The organism is Pseudomonas sp. LBUM1653 (assembly GCF_059716115.1).
The window spans coordinates 2148282-2159313 of sequence record NZ_CP166803.1 but is presented as its reverse complement, the minus strand read 5'-3'; the positions used below and the strand labels follow the sequence as shown (position 1 = coordinate 2159313).

General features: G+C 57.7%; 13 protein-coding genes and 1 pseudogene. 5 read left to right on the top strand and 9 right to left on the bottom strand.

The genetic code is table 11. From position 1 onward, the window contains the following. A complete protein-coding gene (locus ACA054_RS09860; protein ID WP_497689208.1) occupies positions 1–180 on the bottom strand; it encodes a hypothetical protein in 180 nt (59 codons plus the stop codon). A gap of 148 nt (positions 181–328) precedes the next feature. Between ACA054_RS09860 and ACA054_RS09855 the strand changes: the two genes are divergently transcribed. Both ACA054_RS09855 and ampC read left to right on the top strand, forming a co-directional pair. Next, the gene (locus tag ACA054_RS09855) at positions 329–1066 is read left to right on the top strand and encodes a Crp/Fnr family transcriptional regulator (protein ID WP_497689207.1); all 738 of its coding nucleotides are present in this window, start codon (positions 329–331) and stop codon (positions 1064–1066) included. Positions 1067–1125: 59 nt separating this feature from the next. Continuing rightward, positions 1126–2229 (top strand): class C beta-lactamase, encoded by a 1104-nt coding sequence (gene ampC / locus ACA054_RS09850; protein WP_497690266.1) that lies wholly within the window; start codon positions 1126–1128, stop codon positions 2227–2229. Between the two features lie 227 nt (positions 2230–2456). Here the strand turns inward: ampC and ACA054_RS09845 are convergent. The 7 genes and pseudogenes from ACA054_RS09845 to ACA054_RS09815 all read right to left on the bottom strand — a co-directional run. Then, a pseudogene (locus ACA054_RS09845) lies at positions 2457–2675 on the bottom strand (type VI secretion IcmF C-terminal domain-containing protein); the annotation flags it as partial. A gap of 140 nt (positions 2676–2815) precedes the next feature. After that, on the bottom strand, positions 2816–3331 hold the full coding sequence (tli1a, locus tag ACA054_RS09840; protein ID WP_497690265.1) for a Tli1a family immunity protein: 516 nt from the start codon (positions 3329–3331) through the stop codon (positions 2816–2818). A gap of 65 nt (positions 3332–3396) precedes the next feature. Then, positions 3397–3972, bottom strand: coding sequence for a T6SS phospholipase effector Tle1-like catalytic domain-containing protein (locus tag ACA054_RS09835; protein ID WP_497689206.1), 576 nt, complete (start codon positions 3970–3972; stop codon positions 3397–3399). Continuing rightward, a complete protein-coding gene (tli1a, locus tag ACA054_RS09830) occupies positions 3960–4532 on the bottom strand; it encodes a Tli1a family immunity protein (RefSeq protein ID WP_497689205.1) in 573 nt (190 codons plus the stop codon). The genes ACA054_RS09835 and tli1a (ACA054_RS09830) overlap by 13 nt, the downstream gene beginning before the upstream one ends. Continuing rightward, positions 4519–6825: a T6SS phospholipase effector Tle1-like catalytic domain-containing protein gene (locus ACA054_RS09825; protein WP_497689204.1), complete on the bottom strand. Its 2307-nt coding sequence runs from the start codon at positions 6823–6825 to the stop codon at positions 4519–4521. Before ACA054_RS09825 ends, tli1a (ACA054_RS09830) begins: the two co-directional genes overlap by 14 nt. Positions 6826–6890: 65 nt before the next feature. Continuing rightward, positions 6891–7091 carry a hypothetical protein gene (locus tag ACA054_RS09820; protein ID WP_497689203.1) on the bottom strand — a complete coding sequence of 67 codons (201 nt, stop codon included), beginning with the start codon at positions 7089–7091 and terminating at the stop codon, positions 6891–6893. A gap of 284 nt (positions 7092–7375) precedes the next feature. Next, positions 7376–7720 (bottom strand): DUF6124 family protein, encoded by a 345-nt coding sequence (locus ACA054_RS09815; RefSeq protein WP_497689202.1) that lies wholly within the window; start codon positions 7718–7720, stop codon positions 7376–7378. A gap of 515 nt (positions 7721–8235) precedes the next feature. On the opposite strand from ACA054_RS09815, the gene ACA054_RS09810 reads away from it, so the two are divergent. The 3 genes from ACA054_RS09810 to ACA054_RS09800 all read left to right on the top strand — a co-directional run bounded on the left by ACA054_RS09810 (position 8236) and on the right by ACA054_RS09800 (position 10479). Further along, positions 8236–9603, top strand: coding sequence for an AAA family ATPase (locus tag ACA054_RS09810; RefSeq protein WP_497689201.1), 1368 nt, complete (start codon positions 8236–8238; stop codon positions 9601–9603). Continuing rightward, positions 9596–10231, top strand: coding sequence for an HNH endonuclease family protein (locus ACA054_RS09805; protein WP_497689200.1), 636 nt, complete (start codon positions 9596–9598; stop codon positions 10229–10231). The genes ACA054_RS09810 and ACA054_RS09805 overlap by 8 nt, the downstream gene beginning before the upstream one ends. A gap of 89 nt (positions 10232–10320) precedes the next feature. Continuing rightward, positions 10321–10479: a hypothetical protein gene (locus ACA054_RS09800; protein WP_497689199.1), complete on the top strand. Its 159-nt coding sequence runs from the start codon at positions 10321–10323 to the stop codon at positions 10477–10479. 33 nt (positions 10480–10512) lie between these two features. On the opposite strand, the gene ACA054_RS09795 is transcribed toward ACA054_RS09800, so the two are convergent. Further along, entirely contained in the window at positions 10513–11019 is a 507-nt protein-coding gene (locus ACA054_RS09795) for a P-loop nucleotide/nucleoside kinase family protein (RefSeq protein WP_497689198.1), read from the bottom strand. Positions 11020–11032 lie beyond the last annotated feature (13 nt).

Below are 11032 nucleotides of genomic sequence, written 5' to 3'. Positions count from 1 at the left end.
TCAGGCATCAATGCCTGGGCCTTGGTGGTGCGGCTTCACGGCCTCACCCAGCTTGGTGTGAACAGGTTCGTTGGCCGCCTGCCCAGGTTTTTCATGCAGGGGCATCGGCGTGCTTTGTGGCTGTTTCGCAGTGGGCTTGCCAGGGCCCTGGCGAAGATTCGGGTCAATGTGCTTGCTCATGACAATCTCCAACATTCGGCGCTGCAGATGCAGCGACGTTCCCTTGAGCATCGCAGATCGCAGCGGCGGGTTCGGTGCGTTGTCCCGCATAGTGCGCTTTGGAGTAACCTGTCCCCCTCAGGGAATTCTCCCTCGAAGGGTGGCTGATATGTTTGCTGTACCCAAGCCACAACAGAACTACCTCCTGGCAGCGCTTCCGGCGCCAGCGCTGGAGCGCCTGCTCCCCCACCTCGAACTGGTCGAGCTGCCACTGGGCAAAGTGCTCTATGAGTCCGGCGGCGCCCTGCGGCATGTCTACTTCCCCACCGACGCCATCGTGTCGCTGTTGTACGTGATGGAGAACGGCGCCTCGGCCGAGATTTCGGTGGTCGGCAACGAAGGCCTGATCGGTGTTGCCGTCTTCATGGGCGGTGAAAGCACACCCAGTCGTGCCGTTGTGCAAAGTGCCGGGCATGCTTACCGGTTACCTGGCCAGCAACTCAAGGACGAGTTCAACCGCCACGAAGAGATGCTGCTGCTGATGCTGCGCTACACCCAGGCCCTGATCACGCAAATGGCCCAGACCGCGGTGTGCAACCGTCACCACTCCATCGACCAGCAGCTGTGTCGCTGGTTGCTGTTGTCGCTCGATCGCCTGCCAGGCAATGAACTGACCATGACCCAGGAATTGATCGCCAACATGCTGGGTGTACGCCGCGAAGGCGTGACCGACGCCGCCGGCAAGCTGCAGCGCCTGGGGGTCATCGAATATACTCGGGGACACATCAAGGTCCTGGACAGGACTCGTCTCGAGGAGCTGAGTTGCGAATGCTACGCCGTGGTCAAAAGAGAAACCGAACGCTTGCTGCCCTACTTTCCCACGCGGCGCGACAATCGAATGGAGTGATACCTGTGACGGACCCAATCAATCTCGGCAGATTGAAGATTTTAGCCGTTTGCGCAGCGATGCTGGCGGCAGGCCAGACCCTCGCGCAGGATCACCTCGAATCGATCGTCAGCGACGCCGTGCGCCCCGTCATGCAAGAGCAGGGCATCGCCGGCATGGCCGTGGCCGTCACCCACAACGGCAAACAGCAATACTTCAACTATGGCGTGGCGTCAAAAGAGACCGGCAGCCCGGTGACGCAAGACACCCTGTTCGAGATTGGCTCGGTCAGCAAAACCTACACCGCCACCCTCGTCGCTTACGCCCAGGCCACAGGCAAACTGGCCTTGACCGACAAGGCCAGCAAAGTGCTGCCGGCCTTGCGCGGCAGCGCGTTCGACAATATCAGTGTGTTGCAGCTGGCCACCTACAGCGCCGGCGGCTTGCCCCTGCAATTCCCGGCCGAGGCGGATTCGGCTGAGAAGATGCTCGGTTACTATCAACAGTGGAAACCGGTATATCCCGTTGGCAGCCACCGGCTGTATTCGAATCCCAGCATAGGGTTGGCCGGCTACCTCGCCGCCCAAAGCATGGGCCAGCCCTTCGATGACGCCATGGCAAACACCCTGCTGCCAAAACTCGGCCTGAAACACACCTGGCTCAAGGTGCCGCAAGAGCAGATGGCGCTGTATGCCCAGGGCTACGACAAAGCGGACAAACCCGTGCGGGTCGGGCCGGGGGCGCTGGATGCCGAAGCCTATGGCGTGAAAACCAGTGCTGCGGACTTGATTGGTTTTGTCCAGGCCAATATGAAGCCGGCAAGCCTGGACACTCCGCTGCAACAGGCGATCGCCTTGACCCATACCGGTTATTACAGCGTCGGTGACATGACCCAGGGGCTTGGTTGGGAGATGTATCGCTATCCGGTCACTCTTGATCGTCTGCTGGCGGGGAACTCGACGGAGATGGCTATGCAGGCGCACCCAGTCCAGTGGCTGAATCCGCCGCAACCACAGCCAGGGAATGTTCTGCTCAATAAAACCGGATCAACCGGTGGTTTCGGGGCTTACGTGGCGTATGTGCCGTCGAAGGATTTGGGGGTCGTGATTCTGGCTAATAAGAACTATCCGAATGCAGAGCGGGTCAGGATTGCTCATCAGATACTGAGTGCTATGGCCCTGTAGGAGCCGGCTTGCTGGCGATAGCGGACGTACAGTCGACACAGTTGCCGCCTGACCAACCGCTATCGTCGGAACGCCGCGCGCAGCAAGCCCACGGGATCAGGAAGTAGCGCCCAAAGAATTGATAGGCACACCCATGCATCTATAGGAACTGGCTTGCCAGCGAAAGCGCCCCGCCCGAAACACAACCCCACCCGTGTTCTCAACAAACCAGCGCCTCCCCTCCAGAATTAGAACGGCGCTTTTTCACCTTTGCCCAGAACGATTTGCGTCGGCAACTTGAAGCCACGCAGCTTGAGCAACGCCAACGGCCCCGCCCCCAGCTCGGTGCGCAGGTACCAGGTCAGGCCGATGCCGTCGGGCGCCTTGAGCACCAGGCGAAATCGGCTTTCGCCATCGTCCAGCGGCGTGACCTGGGCTTGTTCCAGCAGGCGGTTCATGCCCCAGGTGCGTTTTACCGAGCAGGGCCAGCAGCGGGCCGAAGGTGGAGTCCAGGGTGTACATCAGGGCGATCAGCAGCTACTGGCCCACCTCGCTCTGCAAGGTCAGCTGACTGGCTGCAGCGCAGCTCTTCGCCCATCGGCTTACTTCACTGCGGACATGCCTGTGGCTCCGGCAATTGCAACGGGGTCTTGATCGGGTATTCGGGGCTGCCGTAGGCGTAGCAGGAGGTGGTGACTTGCAGTTCATCGCAGGGCAGGAAGTGCACGGTGAGGCCACAGACTTTTTGGCCGGTGTAGTCAGGGACTGATACGACTTTGCTGTGTTGGCGTTTTTGAGCATTTACCTTTTCTTTCCAAGCAAAATATTTGGGCCGATCGGCAAAGCCAGGAAAGTCATCTGAATAAGCGACACCCGTTTCCCAGTCGACACGCACCGTGGAGCCCGGTTGCCAGCGCTGTGGGGCGATATAGCAACAGCCCCCCCCGCCACCCTGATAAGGTCCGATGATGTCGATGCCCGAACGACCATCGACACTGAAATGATTGATCGCCCAGTGGGTATGGTTGATTGCGTCGAGGGTACTGGCCTGAGCCTGTTGTGCCAGCAGGATGCCGACCAGAGCGCCGACGACGATGGCCCCTTCGCGCCATGGGCTACGCATGATCCCGGCTTCGCAGCCCTGTGCCGCGCCCCGAACAACAGGTTCAGACCGACGCATTCTTCACCTCATCTGCCTGGGCATAAAATGCCTTCCATAGCGCATCGATGTCTTGCATGGCCTGGGCCATGCGCTCGGCCTCCGGCATCACAGGTTGTGCGGCACTGGCAGTGCTCGGCATGCGGGGTGGTGCGCGCCAGCACTTCACCGTTCTCGCCATACAGTGCCAGGTCGCGACGGCCGGCCTCGCCGAAAAACACCATGCGTTCGCCGAAGTAACTGCCGAACCACTCACGTCCCCGGCTGTACATAAACCAGGCGCGGGAGTCGTGGACCTGATCGTCGAACAGTGCGCGCAACAGCCCTTCGGGTTGGGTGGCGTTGCGGCTTTCGTCGACATTGCCGCGCCGGGTTTCATTTTGATGATTGATTTCGCGCAACGGCGGCGGAAAAAGCTGGCTGACCCTGCTTCGCCCCGCTGCCTTCAGACGTACGCGTTCGGCCCCAGGCTCCAGCGGCATGTTCGGTTCGCGGCTCAGAGACTCGTGAGCCCGCTGTTGGCGTTTCACGGCCTCTGCCTGCAAACGGCCCTCGACCGGAAACGCTCGCGGGTACCAAAGAGGAGCGTGTTTCACTTCGGACATGACTGGGGCTCCGGCAATTGCAGTGGGGTCTTGATCGGGTATTCGGGGCTGCCGTAGGCGTAGCAGGAGGTGGTGACTTGCAGTTCTTCGCAGGGCAGGAAGTGCACAGTGAGGCCGCAGACTTTTTGGCCGGTGTAGTCAGGGATTGATACGACTTTGCTGTGTTGGCGAGTTTGCGCGTCATTCTTTTTAACCCAAGCCAAGTACTTGGGCCGATCAGCAAAACCCGGAAAACCATCGGGATAAGCCACGCCCGTCTCCCAATCAACACGCACCGTCATCCCCGGTTGCCAGCGTGCCGGCGCGATATAGCAACAACCGCCTCCGCCACCCTGATAAGGTCCGATGACGTCGATGCCCGAACGGCCGTCGACACTGAAATGATTGATCGCCCAGTGGGTATGATTGATGGCTTCGAGAGTGCTGGCCTGAGCCTGTTGTGTGAGCAGGCCGCCAATTAGAACGCCCCAGATAACAACTCGTTCGCGCCATGGACTAGGCTTGATCCCGAGTTCACAGCCCTGTACCGCGCCCCGAACAACAGGCTCAGACCGATGCATTTTTCACCTCGTCAGCCTGGGCGTAAAACGCTTGCCACAACGCATCGATGTCTTGCATGGCCTGGGCCAGGCGCTCGGCATCCAACACCACAGGTTGCGCGGCATCGGCAGGCTCGACATTCGGGGTGGTGCGCGCCAGCACTGCGCCGTTCTCGACATAAAGCGCCAGATCGCGCCGGCCGGCCTCGCCGAAAAACACCATGCGCTCGCCGAAGTAACTGCCGAACCACTCACGTCTCAGTGTGTACATAAACCAGGCGCGGGAGTCGTGGACCTGATCGTCGAACAGTGCGCGCAATAGCCCTTCGGGCTGCGTGGCGTTGCGGCTTTCGTCGACATTGCCGCGCCGGGTTTCATTTTGATGATTGATTTCGCGCAACGGCGGTGGGAATAACCGACCGACCCTAGCCTGCCCATCCACTTTCATTCGCTGTCGCTCGCGCTGCACCTCGGCGGTCAATTTCTGATAAAGAATCGACGATGCGCTGCCCATCGGTTCCGCGAGCTTCAAGGCCTGTGGAAAGCGATTGGGGCCGCGATAGGCCTCGCCAAACTCCTCGGCCGCTTCGCGCAACTGGGTTTGCGCCATGTCGGCATCGAAATCCTTGACCCCGGGCTCCAGCGGCATGCTCGGCTGGCGGCTCAGTGACTCGCGAGCCCGTTGCTGCTTGCGACGTTTTACGACCTCTGCCTGTTTCTGGTCGCGCTTGGCCTCGGCGCGCGCTCGGTCACCTTTGTCTGCTTCGATGTCGCTCGCATGAAGGTAGAACGGGGTGTGCTTGAGGCTGGCAAACGCGTAGCGGTCGATGCGCCAGGCGGTGATCCAGCTCATCTGATTGTGCAGGACCTGTTCCAGGTAAGTGGTGGCGGGAAGTGGCTGGTAATGGTCAACCTGTTCAGCGGGCAGCGGTTGTTGTGTTGGGGGCAAGTCCAGGGTTAGCTGACGCCAGGCGTTGAAGCGGCTTACCAAAGTTGATGAAACATCAAACTCTTTCATTACCGCATATTCCATTGCCCGCCAGACTTCATGGCGTAATTCGACTGGCAATGTTTCTTTCGGCACTTTCAAGGGGGCGCCATGAGCATAAGCATCTGAGTACAGATCGTTCAGGGCAATCTGCGACAGCAGTAAACCGTCATTCTCGCCGATAGCCTTACCCTGTTCCCCCGGCGGATACCCCCCACCCTGATCCGAGTGCACACCGGGATAAATCACCTCCAGACTATTTACCGGGTAACCACCCTTCTCACGGCGAATGGACTCCAACGGAAAACTCAACCGTTGCTCGTGACTCGCAACGATATGCAGACAACGCTTGACCAGACTGTTGGCGGGCAGTTCCTGATTGCCGTCGGCCCAACTCATATGGCCGTTGGCTACTGGCACGATGTCAGCGAGACCGACCGAGGCCACGGTGTCCAGCAGCCCCAGGTACTCGACGCTGATGGGCAGCCGCAAATCGGACAGTCGCAACGCCAGCACCGGCTCGGATCGGGTCAACAGCTGGTTCAGCCAACTGACAAAGGCCCGCGCCGCCGCTGCGCCACGGGAAAAACCATACACGTACAGCTTGATTCCCAAGAGCTTGACCTGGCCGGGTTGCGGTTGGGTCAAGGCGATGCGCAGCGGTTTCTCCAAGGCCCAAAGCTGCCTGTTGAGTTCGCGGCTTCGGGCGGCATAACCGTCCATCGACTCCAGACCCGGCCAGGTTCCCATAGCCTTGACTGCCGCGAGCTGGGCCGTGTTGTCCAGCCTTGGCAGTCCCAGCGTGCGGCGCAGAGCATCGAGGATCATTAACAGCGCCCAGTTGATCCGCTCCTCGCCATACCAGGCTCCCCCCAGCCCCAGAAGGCTGTAGTCCAGGTCGCCGACTTCGGTGAACGGCGTGCCCACACCGGGCATGTAGTACTTGAAATACTGGCCGTTGCCGGTACCCGCCGCATCGGTCAAACCCTTGGCCTCGGTGCTGTGGGCGGTGCCGCCGGCATGACCGTCGCCAATGCTGGCGCGGAACATCCGGGCGATGTTGGTCGGGTGTCGGGGATTCGACAGGTAGAGGTCGTTGTTGAGGTTATTGCCGGTGCCATCGAAAAACAGACTGATGTGCAACGTCTTGCAGCACGGCGGCATAAGCCGGCGCCCGGCCGCCATGCACAAGGCATCGTGGTACTCCGACTCCAGCTGACACTGGCGCTGATTATTTTGATAGACCTGTGTAGCGCTGCGAGGCAAACGGCCCTCGACCGGAAACGCTGGCGGGTACCACATAGAAGCGTGTTTCACTTCGGACATGACTGAGGCTCCGGCAATTGCAGTGGGGTCTTGATCGGGTACGGGAGGATGGGCAGCGGGGGGGGTCAGGCTGAACCGAGCGCCTTTGTTGAGCATCCGCTCGGCCTGAGGTCCTGCTCGGTGCAGGTGAATTCGATGCGGTAGCTGAAGGGTCGGCTGAGGTGTTCTTCGCCCTCGAAGGCCAGGACGTCGAACTTGGCGTCGAACCGGTGGACCGTGAATTTATGGCGGTGGTGATCGAAAAAGATGCGCGGTTGGGTGCTCATGGTCAGGCCTTCCTGGTCTGTGGGGGGAACGTGCAGGAAGGGTTTGGCGTTCACCCCAGTCCTGACGGGTGAAAGCTTTGGCGAATTTGAAGGAAGCTGGAAATAGGACGTTTCTGAGGAGGGCGTAGGGCTTTTCCGTATTGGAATACGGGGGTTAACGTGTCGGATAACTCTGTAGGAGCGAGCATGCTCGCGATGGTCGTGAACGATGACGCGGGAAACCTGCCCCCCCACAGCGAGCTCAGGTTTTTCGCGAGCATGCTCGCTCCTACAGAGGGTTAGCGCTATTGCGGTGGATCGATGTTGTCCAGCGCCCGATTCACCAGTAATTCCCCCACCACTGCCAATTGCTGAATCGACAGCGCCACATTGCGCTTGGAGCTTTCCAGCTCACAGGCCAGATCGGTGACAAGGACGTTCAGGGATGCCAGGGTTTCGCAGGCGTGGCATAGCAAGGTTGCGGTATCGACGCCGGGGACGATGGTGAAGATGTGGCTTACCGGATCGGATTGCCTGGGGTTACGCAGACGAGCGCTGACCGCGGGTTCGGTGATGTCGGAGAGTGGAGCGGGATCGAGGGGATCTGAATTGGATGCGGGGTCTGGGGGGTTGGGACTCAATTTTTTCATGTGCGAAGAACCTCGGTAATTAAATAAAACTGCCGATCTCACTTCCACAGGAGGGTGGCAGCTGTTCGCAGGTGTGGAAGTCCGGGATACCGAGAGAAACCCAGTGCACTCAAGAGTGCTCCTGCGCGCAGCCGCCATAAGCAACAATGTTGGCATAAAAAACGCCAACATGTGTTTGCAGGTGCACATGCGCTCTCGGTAACCAACGGACTTCCACATCCGACCGCTGATTTCGCAGCGGCTGAAGAAGGTTATCGATACGGCCCAATGGGCACCAGTTCATGGGATGCGCCACGTCTTGCAGGAAATCTCCGACGCAATTGAAGTCCCTTGCCTACGCTCCATTTTCTGAGCACCTAGTTACAAACACATGCTCATAACCGTTGTGATGCAGGTGAAAGCGTTGTATCTAGTGGGCATCCCAAAACTGCAATGACATCGGATCTATCCATGTCCTGGAATGACATAATGCGCGCTCATGAATCCAAACCGACTGACCGCCAAAGGGCGTTGTAATGGATATCAGCAGATTTAAGGTCATGGATGTCGGTCGGTTTACCGAATTGGACATTCAGTTGGCCCCCACGCCGCGACATCCCTCAAACGTGACGGTTTTCGTGGGGAATAATGGCGCAGGGAAAACCACTCTTTTAAAATCACTCGCCACCTCGTTGAGCTGGTTGGTTGCCAGAATTCGCACCGAAAAAGGCAATGGCAATCATCTTGTGGAAGAAGACATTCGAAACGGCACCTCAGCTGCTTCCATTTTGATTGCCGTAGTAGACGAGTGTCAGGCAAACCCAAGTAATCCCGAGGCTGATCCTGAAGATGCACTGTTTAAATGGGGAATAGCTCGCACCAGGCAAGGCCGCAAGACTTCTGTCCAAAGCGAGTTAACGGATGCCACTCGCCTGGCGGATCACTACCGCAACCAGCTAACAGCAGATGATAAAGCCTCTCTCCCACTGATCGCCTACTACCCGGTCGAACGTTCAGTTCTGGAAATCCCGCTAAAAATCCGCACCAAACACTCCTTCGATCAACTCGACGGCTACGACAACGCGCTAAACCGGGGTGTCGATTTCCGACGCTTCTTCGAATGGTTTCGCGAACGCGAAGACAGCGAAAACGAAACCGGCGTATCCGACACCGCATTGGCCGAAATCTCCGTAAAGTTCGGCAAGAACAGCGACATCTGGAAAACCCTTTCCCAACTAAAGGCTTCGTCTCGAGATCGTCAATTAACCGCGGTTCGCTCCGCCATCGCCGCATTCATGCCCGGCTTCAGCAACCTTCGAGTGCAACGCAAACCCCGCCTGCACATGGCGATCGACAAAGACGGTGTAACCCTCAACGTATCCCAACTCTCTCAGGGTGAGAAGTCGATGATGGCGTTAGTCGGGGACATCGCCCGCCGATTGGCAATGATGAATCAGTCTCTGGACAATCCTTTAGAGGGTGACGGCATCGTCCTGATCGACGAAGTCGATTTGCACCTGCACCCCAAATGGCAGCGCAGCTTGATCCGGCAATTGAGCGAGACTTTTCCCCATTGCCAATTCGTCCTGACAACCCACTCGCCACTGGTCATCAGCGACGCGAAGGATGTGTTGTGTTACGTGCTTGATGACGGGGAGCTACGGGAACACAACGGCTTGTATGGCCTGGATGCCAATCAGGTGCTTCTGGAAGTCATGGACACCGATGTGCGCAACATCGAAGTGCAAAAGCGCCTGAATCAGCTACTCAAGCATCTGCAGGATGGTGATCTGGAAAGCGCCAAAGGGCTATTCGCGGCACTTGCCAATGAGCTGCCAGAGGGGCATCTGGAGCTGGCGAAGGCGGCCCTGTTGATCCGTAAGTTGGAGCTACGTCGTGCGTAAGATCGATAAAGGAATGGAGCCGGCTTCGCTGACTAGCTTTAAACGTTCAAACAAGACGTTGGTTTATCGGGATTTACCACCGCAAGAGCGCCAGTTTATTCGATCATCGTGTATCTCTGAGCAGTTCGGTTTATGCGCGTATTGCTGTCAGTCAATCACGGTTGATAACGCCCATAACGAGCATCTTGAAGCCCAGGACAGTGCACCGAATCGAACGCTGGAGTTTTCCAACATCGTCGCCAGCTGCCAGCACCCTCAACAATGCGGTCATGGTCGAAAAACACGGCAATTGCCACTCACACCGTTGATGGCCGAATGTGAAACCGAGTTGAAGTTCTACCTGTCGGGTCTTGTCGAGGGAAAAACCGAACGGGCGAGAATTTCTATCGAGACGTTGAATCTGGGCCACACCGAGTCAAGCAATAGAGGACTTGTCAGTAGGCGCAAAGCAATGGTCGAGGCACTCATTTATAGCCAGAGCGTCCCTCCCGACGATTTACAGTTTGAAGACGAAGAGCTGTTGAATCTGCTACTGGAAGACTTGAAAGTGCCGAATGAAACGCAATGTCTTCTGCCTTTTTCACCCGTCCTCGTCAATGTAATCCATCACTTTCTGACACAACCTTAGAATCGCTTTTGTGTACGAAATCGTCTGCGAGTGCGACAACGGCGTGGACGCTCTGAGCCAGGCATTCGAGCTCAAGCTTCGATGCGATCGTGCTCGACCTGGATATCCCGCAGCTCGACAGCATGGCAGTGATCGACCGTTTGCGTATTGGCGGCAGCACCGCTCACGTGCTGGTGCACAAGCAGATCGCCAACGACATGCTGCTTAGCAACAAGACCGTCAGCACCTACAAGGTAAGCGTCTGCTAATCACACCTTGCGACCTTGGGCTTTTAGCTGGCGCTACTCCTTGGATAAAAATCGTTCGGTGATCATCGCCACCGCCTGCGCCGGAGACGTCAGGGCTGTGTCTATATTAAACGGAGCTCTTTTCCACGCCTCATATTCATGATTTAGTACAGATTGCCAAGTTGGTGGAGTCAGCCCAGGAATATCAATCTTTCTGGTTTCTACCCGGCGCTGGTGTTCATGTTTATCGGAGCAAATCACTTGGATGTTCACTAATGGAGCACCAGAGCGTGTGGCGATATCGCTCCACGCCTTTCGGCTTTCAATTACTGGGTTAACACAGTCAACTATGACCATGCTACCGAAACGAAGATTGCTCAGAGCAAGCTCATTGGCGACCATGTAACCGCTCCGTCCTACATCTTGTGCAAGAGCACCGGAGTCTCGAATAGCCTGCTCAATCGTATCGAGCCGCAGATACACGGCACTTGTTCTGGAGGCAAGGTCACTTGCGATAGTCGTTTTTCCGGTACCTGGAAGGCCGCTGAAGACAATGAGCATTCTATGTCCTTAG

Bases quoted from the DNA above. Each gene is read 5' to 3' on its own strand.
- ACA054_RS09810 (WP_497689201.1), top strand. From the start codon at position 8,236: ATGGATATCAGCAGATTTAAGGTCATGGATGTCGGTCGGTTTACCGAA.
- ACA054_RS09795 (WP_497689198.1), bottom strand. From the start codon at position 11,019: ATGCTCATTGTCTTCAGCGGCCTTCCAGGTACCGGAAAAACGACTATC.
- tli1a (WP_497690265.1), bottom strand. From the start codon at position 3,331: ATGCGTAGCCCATGGCGCGAAGGGGCCATCGTCGTCGGCGCTCTGGTC.
- ACA054_RS09815 (WP_497689202.1), bottom strand. From the start codon at position 7,720: ATGAAAAAATTGAGTCCCAACCCCCCAGACCCCGCATCCAATTCAGAT.
- ACA054_RS09825 (WP_497689204.1), bottom strand. From the start codon at position 6,825: ATGTCCGAAGTGAAACACGCTTCTATGTGGTACCCGCCAGCGTTTCCG.
- ACA054_RS09835 (WP_497689206.1), bottom strand. From the start codon at position 3,972: ATGTCCGAAGTGAAACACGCTCCTCTTTGGTACCCGCGAGCGTTTCCG.
- ampC (WP_497690266.1), top strand. From the start codon at position 1,126: ATGCTGGCGGCAGGCCAGACCCTCGCGCAGGATCACCTCGAATCGATC.
- ACA054_RS09820 (WP_497689203.1), bottom strand. From the start codon at position 7,091: ATGAGCACCCAACCGCGCATCTTTTTCGATCACCACCGCCATAAATTC.
- ACA054_RS09855 (WP_497689207.1), top strand. From the start codon at position 329: ATGTTTGCTGTACCCAAGCCACAACAGAACTACCTCCTGGCAGCGCTT.
- tli1a (WP_497689205.1), bottom strand. From the start codon at position 4,532: ATGCATCGGTCTGAGCCTGTTGTTCGGGGCGCGGTACAGGGCTGTGAA.
- ACA054_RS09860 (WP_497689208.1), bottom strand. From the start codon at position 180: ATGAGCAAGCACATTGACCCGAATCTTCGCCAGGGCCCTGGCAAGCCC.